This is a genomic window from Micromonospora sp. NPDC049175 (genome assembly GCF_043197345.1).
Classification (GTDB): Bacteria; Actinomycetota; Actinomycetes; order Mycobacteriales; family Micromonosporaceae; genus Micromonospora.
Genome location: NZ_JBICSY010000001.1, coordinates 272,372 through 288,415 on the forward strand (window position 1 = coordinate 272,372; position 16,044 = coordinate 288,415).

Annotated in this window: 14 protein-coding genes; 6 read left to right on the forward strand and 8 right to left on the reverse strand. The window is 72.6% G+C overall.

Translation table 11 applies throughout. The features are described 5' to 3' along the window. Positions 1-6 precede the first annotated feature (6 nt). The 8 genes from ACGFH8_RS01130 to ACGFH8_RS01165 form a co-directional block, all read right to left on the reverse strand. The gene (locus tag ACGFH8_RS01130; protein WP_393361504.1) at positions 7-1,050 is read right to left on the reverse strand and encodes an NAD-dependent epimerase/dehydratase family protein; all 1,044 of its coding nucleotides are present in this window, start codon (positions 1,048-1,050) and stop codon (positions 7-9) included. Beyond that, positions 1,047-3,017: an asparagine synthase (glutamine-hydrolyzing) gene (gene asnB / locus ACGFH8_RS01135; RefSeq protein ID WP_393361507.1), complete on the reverse strand. Its 1,971-nt coding sequence runs from the start codon at positions 3,015-3,017 to the stop codon at positions 1,047-1,049. The genes ACGFH8_RS01130 and asnB overlap by 4 nt, the downstream gene beginning before the upstream one ends. 11 nt (positions 3,018-3,028) lie before the next feature. Beyond that, a complete protein-coding gene (locus ACGFH8_RS01140) occupies positions 3,029-5,098 on the reverse strand; it encodes a 3-oxoacyl-[acyl-carrier-protein] synthase III C-terminal domain-containing protein (RefSeq protein WP_393361510.1) in 2,070 nt (689 codons plus the stop codon). A 39-nt stretch (positions 5,099-5,137) separates the two neighbouring features. Continuing rightward, positions 5,138-6,409, reverse strand: a complete 1,272-nt coding sequence (locus ACGFH8_RS01145; RefSeq protein WP_393361513.1) for a beta-ketoacyl-[acyl-carrier-protein] synthase family protein — start codon at positions 6,407-6,409, stop codon at positions 5,138-5,140. Beyond that, complete coding sequence (locus tag ACGFH8_RS01150) at positions 6,409-6,708, reverse strand: acyl carrier protein (protein WP_393361516.1); 300 nt, start codon at positions 6,706-6,708, stop codon at positions 6,409-6,411. Before ACGFH8_RS01150 ends, ACGFH8_RS01145 begins: the two co-directional genes overlap by 1 nt. A 309-nt stretch (positions 6,709-7,017) precedes the next feature. Continuing rightward, on the reverse strand, positions 7,018-7,734 hold the full coding sequence (locus tag ACGFH8_RS01155; protein ID WP_393361518.1) for an alpha/beta fold hydrolase: 717 nt from the start codon (positions 7,732-7,734) through the stop codon (positions 7,018-7,020). A gap of 122 nt (positions 7,735-7,856) precedes the next feature. Next, positions 7,857-9,038 carry a MalY/PatB family protein gene (locus ACGFH8_RS01160; protein ID WP_393361521.1) on the reverse strand — a complete coding sequence of 394 codons (1,182 nt, stop codon included), beginning with the start codon at positions 9,036-9,038 and terminating at the stop codon, positions 7,857-7,859. Between the two features lie 26 nt (positions 9,039-9,064). Next, the gene (locus ACGFH8_RS01165) at positions 9,065-9,844 is read right to left on the reverse strand and encodes a group II truncated hemoglobin (protein ID WP_393361524.1); all 780 of its coding nucleotides are present in this window, start codon (positions 9,842-9,844) and stop codon (positions 9,065-9,067) included. Between the two features lie 73 nt (positions 9,845-9,917). Here ACGFH8_RS01165 and ACGFH8_RS01170 point away from each other — a divergent pair, with 73 nt between their 5' ends. From ACGFH8_RS01170 to ACGFH8_RS01195, 6 genes are all read left to right on the forward strand, one after another. Next, entirely contained in the window at positions 9,918-10,277 is a 360-nt protein-coding gene (locus ACGFH8_RS01170; protein WP_393361527.1) for a winged helix-turn-helix transcriptional regulator, read from the forward strand. A gap of 103 nt (positions 10,278-10,380) precedes the next feature. Next, positions 10,381-11,571, forward strand: coding sequence for an amidohydrolase family protein (locus ACGFH8_RS01175; protein WP_393361529.1), 1,191 nt, complete (start codon positions 10,381-10,383; stop codon positions 11,569-11,571). 515 nt (positions 11,572-12,086) lie between these two features. Beyond that, complete coding sequence (locus ACGFH8_RS01180) at positions 12,087-13,151, forward strand: ABC transporter substrate-binding protein (protein ID WP_393361531.1); 1,065 nt, start codon at positions 12,087-12,089, stop codon at positions 13,149-13,151. Next, positions 13,148-13,984, forward strand: a complete 837-nt coding sequence (locus tag ACGFH8_RS01185; RefSeq protein WP_393361533.1) for an ABC transporter permease — start codon at positions 13,148-13,150, stop codon at positions 13,982-13,984. The genes ACGFH8_RS01180 and ACGFH8_RS01185 overlap by 4 nt, the downstream gene beginning before the upstream one ends. Continuing rightward, positions 13,960-14,697, forward strand: coding sequence for an ABC transporter ATP-binding protein (locus ACGFH8_RS01190; protein ID WP_393361536.1), 738 nt, complete (start codon positions 13,960-13,962; stop codon positions 14,695-14,697). The genes ACGFH8_RS01185 and ACGFH8_RS01190 overlap by 25 nt, the downstream gene beginning before the upstream one ends. After that, positions 14,694-16,031, forward strand: coding sequence for an LLM class flavin-dependent oxidoreductase (locus ACGFH8_RS01195; protein ID WP_393361539.1), 1,338 nt, complete (start codon positions 14,694-14,696; stop codon positions 16,029-16,031). Before ACGFH8_RS01190 ends, ACGFH8_RS01195 begins: the two co-directional genes overlap by 4 nt. Positions 16,032-16,044: the final 13 nt, after the last annotated feature.

The following is a 16,044-nucleotide window of genomic DNA, read 5'->3' on the forward strand; positions in this document are numbered from 1 at the left end:
CGGGCGTCAGCGGAGCAGGCCCTGGTCGCGGTACCACGCCACCGCGCTGGCCAGGCCCTCCGGGAGGCGGTACGCGGGCGTGAAGCCGAGGTCCGCCCGGGCCCGGTCGGTGGCGCACGTCCACGCCAACTGCCGGATCTCGTACGCGCGGTCCCGGTTCATCGTCAGGGCCGGGCCCCGGCGAACCGGACTCAGATCGCACAGCCAGCCGGTCGCGTGCACGAGCGGACCCGGCACCGCGATGAAGCGCGCGCGGGGACGGCCGACCGCGACGGCGAGTTCCCGACAGAAGTCGCTCCAGCCGTACACCGCGCCGTCGCTGATGAGGTACACCCCCTCGGCACCACGGTCCGGGGGCAGCGTCCCGCCCCGGACGACGGCGGCGATCAGGGCCGCGCACAGGTCGTCCACGTGCACGAAGGAGTACTCGCGTTCCGGGCGGGTGGGGCGCAGGTGGGCGCCCCACCGGGCCATCGGCAGGAAGGACGGCAGGAAGTCGTGGTCACCCGGGCCGTAGACGATCGTCGGGCGGAGGACCACTGTGGGGACACCCGCGGCGCGGGCGATCTCCTCGGCGGCGAGTTTGCTGCGGCCGTACGCGGAGACCGGCGCGACCGGGGTGGACTCGTCCCGGGGCCGGCCGGGACGCGACGGGCCGGCGGCGGCCAGGGACGAGCACAGCACCAGCCGAGGGGTCGGGTCGGTGGCGGCGAGGGCCGCGACCAGCCGGCCGGTGGACTCGGTGTTTCCGCGCCGGAAGTCCCCCGGACGGCGGGCCTTCACCTGGCCGGCCAGGTGCACGACGGTGTCGACGCCGGCGAGGGCCGCCGGCACGCCCGCGCCGGTGTCGAGGTCGGCGACCGCGTAGCGCAGCCCGGGGACGCCGGCCAGGACCGTGCGGTCCGACGTGGGGCGGACCATCGCGACGGGTGCGCAACCCAGGTCCGCCAGCCGTCGCACGAGCCGGGCGCCGATGAAGCCGGTCGCCCCGGTGACCAGGATGGTGCGCGACGCGATGCCGGGCCAGCGGTGCCGTTCGGGGCTCGTCATCGCCGCTCGGCGCGTTGCACGGCGCTGGCGAGCGGTGCCGGGAGCGCGGCCGGTGCGGTGACGGCCGCCGCGTCGCGGAACACCTCCAGCAGCAGGTGGGTGGTGAGGACGGCCATGCTGGCCCACTCGGCGACCGTGCCCTCCCAGGTGCGTCCGGCACCCCGCAGCGCGGCCTGGTGCAGCGCTGTCACCTGCGTCGGGTCGAAGAGCCCGTGGGCGCGTACCGCCGCCGGCCCGAGATAGGTCGCCGCGAGGTCCTCCCCGGGGCCGGTGAGATACCACGGCGTGATGGGTGTGAAGAACGGTTTCTTCCGACGGCGTCGGATCGGCGCCGGAACCACGTCGCGAAGGGCCTCCTTGAGGATGTGCTTCTCGCTGGTGCCGCGCAGGAGCACCCGTGGATCCAACCGCGCCGACAGGTCCAGCAGCGCCCGGTCCATGAACGGGACGCGTACCTCCACGCCGTTGGCCATGGACAACCTGTCGCTGAGCATGAGGACCCAGCTGGGCAGGCGGGTCTGGTACTCGTAGTGCAACGAGCGGTGCAGCGCCGTGTGCGTCGGCGGGGCCGGCAGCGGCGAGGGGGTGAGAGCGCCGCTGGACGGGCGCAGCAGCGCGGGCGCTACCGCGTCCATCGCCGACCAGAGGTAGAACCAGGCGGGTGCGCCACCGCCGAAGCGATCCGCGGCGGTCGCGAGCCGCCCCGGCACGGCGGCCACGTGGGCGGCCGCGCCGGTGGGGGCGCCGTGGTAGGCCAGCACCCCGCTCAGGATCAGCCGACGCAGCGGGTCCAGGCCCGCCCGGGTCAGCCGGCCGAGTCGCTGTTCCAGCCGCTGGAGGACGTACCAGGAGTAGCCGCCGAGCAACTCGTCGGCGCCGTCGCCGGTCAGCGCGACCTTGGCGCCCCGCTCGGCGGCGATGCGGGTCGCCTTCAGAAACGGCGTGGCGACGCCGAACCACTGCGGCGCCTCCAGGTGCCACAGCGTCTTCGCCAGGTGCTCGCACGCCTCGGCGCCGCCGAACTCGATTTCGACGTTGTCGACCCCAAGCGCCGTCGCGGCGAGCCGGGAGTAGCGACCCTCGTCGAGGTCCGAGCCGGGCAGTCGGATGCTGGCGGTCTGTACCTGTGTGCCGAGGACGGCCGAGATCGTCGCGACGACGGCCGTGCTGTCCAGGCCGCCGCTCAGCGTCGCGCCGAAGCCGACCTCGTCCGGCAGCCGTTTGCGGACCGCCTCGACCAGGGCCGAGCGGAACTGTTCGACGGCGGGCCGCCCGTTGAGCAGGTCGCGCGGGTCCCCGGCCAGCGGGGTGAAGTACCGGCGCAGGACGACCGCCTGCCCGTCGGCCACCAGCAGGTGCCCGGGCGGCAGGTCGTGGACGTCGGCCCAGAAGGTGCCGGGCGCGGTCGGCTGGCCGTACCCGAAGACGTCGCGCAGCCCCTGCGGGTCGACGCGCGCCGCGCACAGCCCGGACGCGAACAGGGCCTTCACCTCGCTGGCGAACTGAAGACGGCCCCCGGCGACGTGGTAGTAGAGGGGTTTGACACCCACCGGGTCCCGGGCGAGCGTGAGCCGGCGAAGGCGGACGTCCCACAACGCGATGGCGAAGTCCCCGTCGAGGTGGTCGACGAAGGCGAGGCCGTGCTCCTCGTAGAGGTGGGCGATCACCGCGCCGTCGCTGCCGCTGGTGAACGTGTGGCCGCGCGCGACGAGCCGGGCCCGCAGCGCCCGGTGGTTGTAGATCTCGCCGTTGAAGACGACCTGGACGTCGCCGCGCTCGTCGCTCAGCGGTTGCTGCCCACCGGCCACGTCGACGATCGCGAGCCGCCGGTACGCCAGCCCGATCCCCGGGCCCACGAAGTAGCCCTCGCCGTCGGGGCCGCGATGGGCGAGCGAATGCGCCATCCGGGCCAGCCGGTGCGGCTCGACAGCGGCGTCGAGATCGAGGATGCCGGCGACACCACACATACGCGTTCCCTTCAGATGCGGTACAGCGCGGCGCCGATCTCCATGCCGGTGCTCGCGCCGACGACCACCACAAGTTCGCCTGGCGATGCGCCGCCGGCGGACACGGCGCGCAGGCCCATCGGCAGGGCCGAGGTGAACAGGTCGGTGCCGTCGCGCGCGGGCGGCAGCGCGGCCAGCCGTGGACCGAGCACCGGCCAGGTGTCGCGCAGCCGGCGCTCGACCGGCGGTGGCAGCCAGGGCGGTACGACCGCGCGGATCGCGTCGGGGCGTACCCGCAGGCGGTCCAGCAGCTCGGCGACGACAACTGGCAGGTGCTCGGCGTACGCCGCGGCGGGCTCGGCACGGTCGGTGGCGCGGATGAAGCTGTGCCCGCCGTCCTGCATCACCCAGGCGCCCCGGTCGGCGGCGGGCGTCGCGACGGAGCGGCTGTGGAAACCGAGGAAGCCGCTGGCCCGATCGGGGTCGAGGCGCAGCAGCACCGCCGAGCCGCACCTGGCCACCCCGGGCCCGGCGGCACCGGGCTCGCGTTGCTCGACCTCGGAGGCGACCACGACGGCGGTGTCGGCCTTGCCGGCCCGGATGAGTTCGGCGGCGATCCGGCAGCCGTCGAGCATGCCGAGCGCGCCGTTCGTGACGTCGAAGGCGAGGATTTCGCCGGTGGCTGCGGTGCTGCCGTCGAAGCCCAGCTCGCCCGCGGCGATCGCCGCGATCGCCGGCTCGGCGATCATGCCGGTGCGGTACACGCCGACGTGGATGAGCAGGTCGACGCCGGAGGCGCGGACGCCCGCCCGGCGCAGGCAGTCGTCGGTCGCGGCCCGGATGAGCTGGAGCGTCGTCACGTCGGGCCCGGCCGCGGTCGCGGGTCCGGTCGCGGGTCCGGTCGCGGCTCCGGTCATGGCTCCGGTCGCGGGTTGGGGTTCGGTGAGGCCGATCGCGACGGCGCGCACCGGGTCCGGCCATCGCGTCGGGCGGGGGCGCGGGGGCGCGGTCCGCGCCGAGCGGGTCCCCCGGGCCAGCCGGTCGGGCAGCCCGTCCAGCCGGTACGCGGCGGTGCCGACGTTGACGCCGGACGCGGCGACCTCGAACAGCACCCGGTCGCCGGTCCGGATCCGCCCGTCGCGGCTCGCGTCGCGCAGCGCGACCGGGTGCGTCGTGGTCGCGGTGTTGCCGCGCCTCGGCAGGTTGTTGATGACGTCCCGCTCGTCCAACACCACACCGCCGAAGACCTTGTTCGTACGACGGACGGCGGCCTGGATCGCCAGCGTCGACGTCTGGTGCGGGATGAACCGGTCGAAGTCCGTCGGCGACAGGCCCATCGTGGCGAGTGCCTGTTGGGTGTGCTTGACCATCTCCCGGATGCCGACGGCCGCCAGGCCCATCATGTCGGTCTTCATGATCACGCCACCGTGCGGCTGGTCGGTCGGCCCGGCCACGCACAGGTTGTGGTACCGCCCGACGGTACGGATGCCGATGTGGTCGAAGCCCCCCGGCCCGTCGTCGGCCCGGGTCAGCAGGACCGCCGCACCCGCGTCACCGAGCGTCAGGCAGGCGACGCGGGCGTCGAGTTCGTCGGTGATCTCCAACTGGGCGGTCCGCATGAGATGGGAGATGTACTCCCCGCTGACGATCAGCGCCGAACCGATCTCGCCGGCCCGGATGAGCGCGTCGGCGACGTAGATGCCGGTGAACTGGCCGGCACACGCGTTCGTCACGTCGAACGCCCAGGCCCGTTCGCAGCCGAGCCGGTGGCGCAGTTGGGTGGCCGCCGACGGCTCGTAGGTCGACCGGTCCGGGCTGTCGACACGGGAGATGCTGGCGCTGATGAGCAGGTCGACGTCGGCGGGCCCGATCGACGAGCGGGAGACGCAGTCCTGCGCGGCCCGGGTGGCCAGGTCGAGGGCGTACTCGACGTCACCGGCGACGCGCCGCGACACGATGCCGGTGGTCTGTTCCAGCGGCAGGGCCAACCGGCTCCGGCACCCGTCGAGCACCTCACGGGTGGTCATGACCCGGTCGGGAAGTGCGACGCCGATGCTGTCGATGACGCTGCCGGGCCCCGCCGGGGCGGCCTGGATGTTCACCCCTCGACCACCTTGTCTCGATTGGACGGTGCGGATGATTCAGTTGGAGTGGACGACCGCTGCGCCGTCGTCGACGGAGGCGAGCACCAGCGAGGCGTTGTGCCCGCCGAAAGCGAACGAGTTCGTCAGGATCGGGCCGGGACGGCCGGCGCGCGGGGCGTCGGCGACGACGTCGATGGGGATGTCGGACCCGCGGGTGCTCAAATTGGCCGTTGGTGGAATCTCGCCGTGGCGCAGGGCGAGCAACGATGCGACGACCTCGACCGCGCCGGCGGCCCCGATCAGGTGTCCCAGCGTGCCCTTCGTCGAGGTGGTCGGCGGTGCGGCGCCGCCGAAGACGGTGTGGATGGCCTGTGCCTCGGCGGCGTCGTTGAGCGTCGTCGAGGTGCCGTGGGCGTTGATGTGCGCGACGTCGGCCGGGTCCACTCCGGCGTCGCGCAACGCCAGCCGCATGCAGTGCACCGCGCCGCGCCCCTCCGGGTGCGGCATCGTGGAGTGGTACGCGTCGCTGTTGAACCCGTAGCCGGTGACCTCACCGTGGACGCGGGCGCCCCGGGCCAGCGCCCGGTCGAGGCGCTCCAGCAGCACGAAGGCCGCGCCCTCGGCGAGCACGAACCCGTCCCGTGCGCCGTCGAACGGACGCGAGGCGGTCTCCGGCTCGGCATTGCGGGTGCTCAGCGCGTGCATCCGGGCGAACCCGGCGACGACGATGGGGTTGACCGCCGCCTCCGCGCCGCCGGCCAGGACGACGTCGGCGCTGCCGTCACGGATGAGCCGGACGCCCTCACCGATCGCGTTGGCACCGGCCGTGCAGGCGGTCGAGATGCAGAAGTTCGGCCCACGCCAGCGCAGGTGCCGGGCGATGAGCGACGCCGCCGCGTTCGGCATGATCATCGGGATGGCCCACGGGCTGATCCGGTCCGGGCCGTTCTCGATGAACGCGCGGACCTGCCGGTAGAAGCTGTCCGATCCGCCCATGCCGGTGCCGACCACGACCGCGCACCGGTCCGGGTCGAAGTCTCTGGTGTCGGCGTCGGTGAACGCGTCGAGCGCCGCCGCGAAGGCGAGTTGGCTGACCCGATCGGTCTGCCGGACCATTTTCGGAGTCAGGTAGGCGGTCGGATCGAAGCCCTGGATCTCACCGGCGATGCGGGTCGCGAGCCCGGAGGCGTCGAAGCTGCGGATCGGGCCGATGACCGATCGCCCGGACCGCAGCACCGTCCACAGTGTGTCGGGGGTGTCGCCGGCCGGCGTCCTGGCGCTCAGCCCGGTGACGGCAACCCGGTGCCGGACAGGGCTGTCGCCCGTCATCAGGCGGGCGTCTTCCGTTCGGCCTCCCCCACCACCCCGGTGCCCTCGGTGGCATCGCCGGCCCCGCCGGCGAGCACCATGTCGAGCGCCTGCCCGACGGTGTTGATCCCCCGCAGACCGTCCTGCGGCAGTCGGATCCCGAGCCGGTCCTCGAGCGCCATCAGAAGCTCCACCAGGTCGAGACTCTCCGCGTCGAGATCCTTGCGAAAGTCGGCGTCCTCGGTCACCGCCTCCGGCTCGACCGTCAGCACCTCGACCGCAACCTCGCGTAAGACCGAAAGAGCCTGCAGTCTGTCCATGTGCCCTCCCACAATCACCCGAGGTGATCAGTGCCTGATTGGGGCTTTACCTGCAAGAGTTGAGGCAGGCTAGCACGCAGTGTTGGGGCCCAGAAAGGCCTCGATCACGCCTGCGTCATGGATCCGACTCGGATCTGTCGTCGCCAATACGGCGTGCTCATTCCGTCCGGCGGCATCCTCGACACCAGCGGGCGCGGGCGGTTGGTAGGCGCACGGCTGCGGCCCCGCGTCGTGACGCGGGGCCGCAGCCGTGCGGCACGCCGGCCGACCGGGGCAGCGGTCGGCCGGCGTGCCCTCCGGGATCGGACGTCAGCCGCCCACGCCCCGGACCGCCTCGATGATCGTCTCGGTGACCTCACTCGGCCGGGCCACCACCATGGCGTGCGAACCACCGGCGACCTCACGCTGGCCTCGCGGTTGGGCCCGCTCGGCCATGAACCGGTGCGCGGCGACCGGGATGTTGTTGTCGGAGTCCCCGAACACGAACCAGCTGGGCAACGATCGCCAGGCCGGGTCGCCGGTGAGACCGTCACCCAGGGCCTTTTCGGTGATCGGTCGCTGGGTCCGGGCCATCTGCGCGGCGACGTCGGCCGACACGTCCGCGACGAACTGCTTGTGGAAGGTGTCCTGGCCGATCGCCACCTCATTGCCGCCGGTCGACAGCGGGTACTTCACGAGCGTGTCGGCGAGCGTGCTGCCGGGGAACTTCCCGGACAGCGACAGCCCCGACTCGCCGGTGTCCGGGGCGAAGGCGTTGACGTACACGAGGGCCCGCACCAGTGGTTCGTCGGCAGCGGCCTGCGTGGTCACCATGCCGCCGTAGGAGTGTCCGACGAGGATGACCGGGCCGCCGATCCCACGTACCACGTCCCGGACGTACGCGGCGTCGCCGGCGACCTCCCGCAGCGGGTTGGCGGCAGCCACCACGTCGTACGCGGCGCCCAGCCGCTCGATCACGCCGTTCCAGCTGCCCGACTCGGCGAACGCGCCGTGCACGAGAACGATTGTGGGCTGCGGATCAGACATAACACGCACTCCCTTACTCCGTGACACTGTTCCACCCACGGCCGCGCCGGTGCGCCTGAATACCCGTTCCGCGAAACCGAAACATCTCAGAGCCGTCACCACCACGCTCTCGGCGACGTGACTCAGCCGGCGACGGCTGCCGCCATCCGGCGTACCGCCTCGGTGATCAGCTCCGGCGCGGTGGCCAGGTTCAGCCGTACGTGCCCGTCGCCACCGGTGCCGAAGGCCGAACCCGAGTTGAGCGCCACCCGACCACGGTCGAGGAACACCGCGGCGGGGTCGTCGCCGAGGCCGAGGGCGCGGCAGTCGAGCCAGGCGAGATACGTGGCCTGACCGGGTTGGTAACGGATGGCCGGCAGGTGCTCGGCGAGCAGCGCGGTGAGGAGCCGACGGTTGTCGTCCAAGCCGGCCAACAGGGCGTCGAGCCAGTCGCCGCCGTCGCGGAAGGCGGCGGTGTGCGCGATCACGCCGAGGTGGCTGGTGCTGACGCTGGCCTCGAACGGAACGCGGGAGAGGTCTCCGGCCGCGGCCGGGCCGGCGATGAGCAGCCCACCGCGCAGGCCGGCCAGGTTCCACCCCTTGGAGGCCGACATGAGCGACAGGCCGTTCTCCGTGCCGGGCACCGAGAGGTACGGCACGAAGCGCGCTCCCCCACCCACCACCGGGGCGTGGATCTCGTCGGCGACCACCCGCACCCCGTGCCGCCGCGCCAGCCCGGCGACGGCGGCCAACTCGTCGGCGGTGTGCAGGACGCCGGTCGGGTTGTGCGGGCTGCACAGCAGGTACGCCGCCTGTCGCCCGCCGACCCGAGCCTGCCGGAAGGCGTCCTCCAGCGCGCCGAGGTCGAGCCGCAGGTCCGCTCCGAGCGGCGCCTCCACGATCCGGCGGCTGGCGTGCGCCACGAACTCGTAGAACGGCGGATAGACCGGACAGTTGACGACCACCGCGTCCCCCGGCTCGGTGACCAGCCGCAGCGCCTCGACGACGCCGTGCATCACGTCGGGCACCAGCGCGGTGCGCTCCACCGCCAGCCCGTCCCAACCCCACCGCCGCCGGGCGAAATCCGCAAGTGCCCGCGGGTACGCCGTCCCGGCGGGGTAGCCGGTGTCGCCGCGCGCGACCGCGTCGGTGATCGCCGCCGCGACCGGCTCGGCCAGCGGCACGTCCATCTCCGCGACCCAGAGCGGCAGCACGTCGTCGGGGTACTCCCGCCACTTGAGGCTCGTCCGTTCACGGAGCTGGTCGATCGTGAGCTGGCGAAGGGGATTCGTCGAGTCTCGGGTACCGCTCAGCACGCCACTCATCGCCGAAGCCTATTCCGCCCCCTGCGTCACGCCGGCCGCGAGCCGTCCCGGTACGGCGGCGCGACACCCCAGCCCCAGCGTGGCACCGGTGCCCGTCGGATCGGGTCCGCGTCCGGTTGGGAGTTGCGGACCGCCAACCGGGTGCCCCACTCGAGGTAGCCCGTGAAGGCGGCACGGAACTCCGGATCGTCGGGCAGGCCGGTCTCGTCGGCGGCGTCCATCATCAGGTTCACCCACCGCCGACGCTGCGCCTCGCTGATCGTCAGGCCCAGGTGCTGGCCGAGCATGTGCCGGTAACCGCCGCGCTCGGCGGTGTAGGTGGCCGGGCCGCCGAAGACCTCGGCCAGCCACATCGCCACGTGGTGGGCGTGCGCCGGGTCCATGTGCGCGAAGAGCGGCGCGAGGAGGTCGTCGGCGCGGACCAGGCGGTAGAAGGCGTCGCAGAGCCGTACGAACGCGTCGCCACCGCCGGCCCACTCGTACAGGCTCGGCGGTGCGCCGCCACCGGGCCCGGAGATCCCGGTTCGGCGGTAGTGCCGCATCTCCTCGATGTCCTCGACGTACGGCCTGATCGCGGCGAAGAACCGCCCGAACACCGGGCCGCCCCGAAACCCGTTGAGGTGCTCGTCGACCGACGTCCAGGTAATGCGCAGCACGGAGCAGGAGGGGTCGTCCAGGCAGCGGCTCAACTCGTAGTCCACGCACTCCGGCGCGGCGCGCAGCGCCTCGGCGGCCCGCTCGTACGCCGCCTCGAACCCGTCCAGCCGCTCCTGCGGCACCCGGTACCTGATGTACTCGATGACCATGGGGACAGCCCAACACCCGTAGCGGCGGCGATCAAGTACGCACCATCTGGTGCGTGCCCCGAGGGAGGCCACGATGCCCAAGCGTTATCACTGCCCGGTGGAGTTCGCCGTCGACGTCATCGGCGGCAAGTGGCGGCCGGTGATCCTGGCCCATCTGAAGGAGGGCGTACACCGCTACGGCGAACTGCGCCGCCGGATGCCGGGGGTCAGCGAGAAGATGTTGACCCAGCGTCTGCGCGAGTTGGAGGCCGACGGGCTCATCCTGCGGCACGACCGCGAGACCACCCCACCGCACGTCGAGTACCGGCTCACCGAGGAGGGACTGAGCCTGGCCCCGGTGTTGCAGGCCCTGTACGACTGGGGTGCGGCACGGGCCGCCCGCACCGGTACCACAATCGACGATCCGGTCCGGCTGGCGCCTGTTGATCGCTGAGGCCAAGGTGGAGCAGCCACACTCTGCCGGGGATGAACGGGTGCCCGCGCGACGCCGCCAGCTGAGAGCCTGACCGAGACGGTTCAACCCACGGGGAGGGTCAATGACGCGGCACGCGGTCCGGGCGGCGCGGATGTTCGACGGTGCGCGACTCGTGGACGGAGGGGTGCTCGTTCTGCTCGACGACGGCCACATCGCCGACGTACACCGGGGTCGGGCCGAGGCGCCGGACGGCTGGCCGGTGCGCGAGGAGCCGGACGCGACAGTGCTGCCCGGCCTGGTCGACGCGCACGTGCACCTGTGCGCCGACGCCGGGTCCGACGCGCTCGGCCGGCTCGCCGAGCGCCCCGAGCCGGACCTCGACCGGGTCGTCGAGGCGTCCCTGCGCGCGCACCTGGCGACCGGTGTCACCACCGTCCGCGACCTGGGCGACCGCCGCGACGCCGTGCTCCGCTGGCGGGGGCGGGGGCTGCGCGACGACCTGCCGACGGTGGTGGGATCGGGTGCGCCGGTCACCAGCGTCGGCGGACACTGCTGGTCGCTGGGGGGCGAGGCCAGCGGCGTCGATGGGATCCGCGCGGCCGTGCGCCTGCGGGCGGACGCCGGCGCCGACGTGGTGAAGGTCATGGCCAGCGGTGGGGTGTTCACCCCCGGCACCGACACGACCCGACCGCAGTTCACCGACGAGGAGCTGATCGCCGCGCTGACCCAGGCACACGACCTCGGCCTGCCGGTGACCGCGCACGCGCACGCGCTCAGCGCGGTCGAGCAGGCGGTACGCGTCGGCGTGGACGGCATCGAGCACTGCACGTGCGTCACCGCGACCGGCGCCCACGTGCCCGACGAGCTCGCGGACCGCCTGGCCACGTCCGGCGTGACGGTCTGTGCCACGCTCGGCACCGACCCGGCCGTGGTGACACCGCCGGAGGTGGTGGCGATGGCGGCGCGGGCCGGGCTCAGCGAGGCCGCGCTGCGCGACGGCATCGCCACCCTGCACCGGGCCGGGGTCCGCCTGGTGGCCGGCTCGGACGCGGGTCTCGGCCCCGCGAAGCCGCACGGGATCCTCCCGGAGACGCTCGTCGAGTACGTCGCGTGCGGCATCTCCGCCACCGTCGCGCTGGCCGCGGCCACCTCGATCGGGGCCGAGGTGTGTGGCCTGGGGCGGCGCAAGGGCCGCATCCGCCCCGGGTTCGAGGCCGATCTGCTGGTCGTGGACGGCGACCCGACGAGCGACATCACCGTGCTGCGCCGCCCGCTCGCCGTGTACCGCGCGGGTGTTCTGGTCAGCGGCTGACCGGCTCACGGGATCGCTGCCTCCCTCGGCTCTGACCCGGCGTCGGGTGTGCACCCTCGGAGAAGATTTACGTATTTCTATCCATTGTCACGCCTGGCGCGTCCCAGCGCATGAAATCCTAGTTGACACATAGGAATTGTGGGTTAGCGTCGTACCCATGACCAGCCAGCACACCCTGCTTCGGGGCACCGCCATCGCGGTGTCGCGGGGATGCTGCCGCGGCTGGACCGCCGCCTGCGGCTGCTGCCGCTGCTGCTGCTGCTGAGCGAGCGTTAACCCCCTCCCCCATCCGCGGCGCCGCCGGCTCGACGACGACCGGCAGCCGCCTCCTCGAACCGATCAACAGAAGCGCGCCGAGCCGATCGCCTGGCGCCTGCCGTTCACCCGGCGGGTGCCCGCTGGCGAGCACACGATCGTGCTCGCCGAGCCGCCGATCGGCAGTCACGGCGACGGCGCCGCCCCTCGACCACGTGGGGCGCGGTCCCGTCGTGCAACCAGCTACGAAGGAGTCGCAAGTGACGTCACCACCCCTCCTGGATCGCCGGGCCATCCTGTCGGCCGCCCTCGGCGTGGTCACGCTGGGCCTGACCGCCTGCGCCGGCGACGAGACACCCGCCGTGACCCTGGCCGCCGGCGCGCCACTGCCGGAGGCCGTGCCGAAGGGCACCAAGCTCGTCATCGGAGACAAGGAGCACCAGAAGGCGATCGAGTTCTCCGGAGAGGCGGAGAAGCTGACCTTCGACGTGGAGTGGGCGAACATCAGCGGCGGCCCACAGACCCTTGAGGCATTCCGCGCGAAGGCACTGGACATCGGAGCGGTCGCCGACATCCCGCCGATCCACTCGCACTGGACGGGCATCCCCACGAAGATCGTCGCCTCGAAGTACCGCCAGGACCCGCTCAACCACGCCCTCTACCGGCTCGGCATCGCACCCGGCGTCCGGGTCGCCACCCTCGCCGACCTGCGGGGCAAGAAGATCGCGTACAGCCCGGGGCAGGCACAGGGGGCGCTGGTGCTGCGGGTGCTGCACAAGGCCGGCCTCGGCCAGAAGGACGTCAAGCTGGTCGAGCTGCCCAGCACCGGCGACGTCTACGCGACAGCGCTCGCCAGCCGCCAGGTCGAGGTCGCGCCGATCGGCGGCGTGCAGATCAAACGCTACGAGACCAAGTACGCCCGGGACGGCGCGACAGCGATCGCGCACGGACTGCGGGACGACCCCGGTCACCTGTACGCGCCGGTCACCGTGCTCGGCGACCCGGCCAAGGCGGCCGCCATCCGCGAGTACGTGCAGGTGTGGGCGCGGGCCTGGCGGTGGCGCGAGGCCAATCCCGACGAGTGGATCGAGCGGTACTACGTCAAGGACCAGGGGCTGACCCGCGACGACGGCAAGTGGCTGGTCGAGAACGCCGGCCTCGCCGACATCCCGGCCAGTTGGACCGAGGCCATCGGCCGGCACCAGGAAACCATCGATCTGCTGGCCAAGGAGACGGGCAACAAGCCCCTCAAGGCCGAGAACCTGTACGACCGACGGTACGAATCCGTCGCCGCGCAGGCACTGACCGCGGGAGGCGCCAAGTGACCGCCTCGACACTGACCCGGCCCGGACCGGCCACCACGGTTCCCGCCAGTCGCCCACGGCGTCGGCTGAAGCCGGGTCGCCCCATCCCGTTCGGGTCGGCGATCGGGCCGTTCCTGCTGCTGGCGGTCTGGTCGGCCGGTTCGGCGGGCGGCTGGATCGATCCCCGTACCCTGTCGGCGCCCTGGACCGTGGTGACGACGGCGGGTGACCTCATCGCCGACGGGCGACTTCAGGACAACCTGATCGTCTCGGCGCAGCGCGCCGGCCTGGGCCTCGCCATCGGCACCGTCGTCGGCACGGTGCTGGCCGTGCTCGCGGGCCTGAGCCGGTGGGGCGAGGCCATCCTCGACGGTCCGATCCAGATCAAGCGGGCCATCCCGGCCCTCGCGCTGATCCCGCTGCTCGTCCTCTGGTTCGGCATCGGCGAGCAGATGAAGGTCATCACCATCACGCTCGGCGTGTTCGTCCCCGTCTACATACACACCCACAACGGGCTGCGCACCATCGACAGCCGGTACGTCGAGCTGGGTGAGTCGCTGCGACTGCGGCGGACCGCCTTCATCCGCCGGATCGTGCTGCCCGGAGCGTTGCCCGGCTTCCTGCTCGGCATGCGGTTCGCGGTCGTCGGGGCATGGCTGTCCCTCGTGGTCGTCGAGCAGATCAACTCGACGAGCGGCATCGGCTACATGATGGACCTGGCCCGCGAGTACGGCCAGACCGACGTGATCATCGTCGGACTCGTGCTGTACGGACTGCTCGGACTGCTGTCCGACGGCGCCGTCCGACTCGTGCAGAGGAGGGCCCTGTCATGGCGACGCACCATGGCGGACTGACCGCCACCCGTACCGTCCGGGTCGAGGGGTTGATCCGCGGCTTCGGGGATCGGGCCGTCCTGGACGGGTTCGACCTGGAGATCGGCGAGGGCGAGTTCGTCGCGCTGCTGGGCCGCAGCGGCTCGGGCAAGAGCACCCTGCTGCGTGCGCTCGCCGGTCTGGACGGCGAGGCCACCGGCTCCGGCCTGGTCGACGTGCCGGAGAACTCCTCGGTCGTCTTCCAGGACGCCCGCCTGCTGCCCTGGCAGCGGGTGCTGGACAACGTGGTTCTCGGCCTGCGCGGACCGGACGCCCACACGCGCGGCCAGGCGGCACTCGCCGAGGTCGGACTGGCCGGACGGGAACGGGCCTGGCCCAGCGAGCTGTCCGGTGGCGAGCAGCAACGGGTGGCGCTGGCCCGGGCGCTGGTGTCCGAGCCGAACCTGCTGCTCGCCGACGAGCCGTTCGGCGCGCTGGACGCGCTGACCCGACTCCGCATGCACGGCCTGCTGCGCGAGTTGTGCGCCCGGCACCGGCCCACGGTCCTGCTCGTCACCCACGACGTCGACGAGGCGATCACCCTGGCCGACCGGGTACTGCTGCTCGACGCCGGCCGGATCGCCGTCGACCTCGCCATCGACCTGCCGACGCCCCGCTCGTACCGGCAGCCGCAATTCCTCGCGTACCGCGAAACCCTGCTCCGCGCACTCGGCGTCGACCCGACGGAGGGATGACCATGCTGCACCTCAACGCGTTCCTGATGGGCGTCGGCCACCACGAGGCGGCCTGGCGGCTGCCGGAGAGCGACCCGTTCGCGCAGACCGACGTCGCGCACTTCACGCGCCTGGCGCGCATCGCCGAACGGGGCAAGCTCGACTCGCTCTTCCTCGCCGACAGCCCGGTGCTCTGGAACAGCATCGGCCGGCGGCCGGCGGGCACACTCGAACCGACGGTGCTGCTCACCGCGCTGGCCGGCGCGACACAACACATCGGGCTCATCGCGACCGCCTCGACGACGTACAACGAGCCGTTCAACCTGGCCCGCCGGTTCGCGTCGCTGGACCACGTCAGCGGCGGCCGGGCGGGGTGGAACATCGTCACCACCGCAGGCGTGGACGCGGCCCGCAACTTCAACCTGGACGAGCTGCCCGCCCACCGGGACCGGTACGAGCGAGCCGCCGAGTTCCTGGAGGTCTCACTGAAGCTCTGGGACAGCTGGGACGACGACGCCCCACTCGGCGACAAGGACGCCGGCCGGTGGGGCGACGACAACCTGCTCTACCCGCCCCGCCACGTCGGACGGCACTTCCGGGTGGCCGGCCCGCTCAACGTGCCCCGCTCACCGCAGGGCTACCCGCTGCTGGTGCAGGCCGGGTCGTCCGAGGACGGCAAGGAGTTGGCCGCCCGGTACGCCGAGGCCGTCTTCACCGCACAGCAGACGCTCGCCGAGGCGCAGGACTTCTACCGCGATCTCAAGCGGCGTGCCGCGCAGTTCGGCCGCGACCCGGACTCCGTCAAGATCCTGCCCGGCATCGTGCCGGCGGTCGCCGCCACCGAGGCGGAGGCCCGCGCGCTGGAGGAGGAGCTGGACCGGCTGATCAAACCGGAGTACGCGAGAGCCCAGCTCGCCACCACCCTGCGAGTGGCACCGGAAGACCTCGACCTGGACAAGGAACTGCCTGCCGACCTGCCCAGCGAGGACGAGATCCAGGGCGCCAAGAGCAGGTACACCCTCATCGTCACCCTGGCCCGGCGGGAACGCCTGACCGTCCGCCAGCTCATCGGCCGGCTCGGGGGCGGACGCGGGCACCGCACCTTCGCCGGCACGCCGGAGCAGGTCGCCGACGCCATCGAGGAGTGGTACCGCAGTGGCGCCGCCGACGGCTTCAACATCATGCCGCCGGTGCTGCCGTCCGGGCTGGAGACGTTCGTCGACCAGGTCGTGCCGATCCTCCAGCGCCGGGGCCTGTTCCGCACCGAATACACCGGGACCACCCTGCGCGACCACTACGGGCTGCCCCGCCCGGTCAACCAGTCCGCCCGGCGGCTCGCCGCCGCTTCCCACTGACCACCAGGAGAGG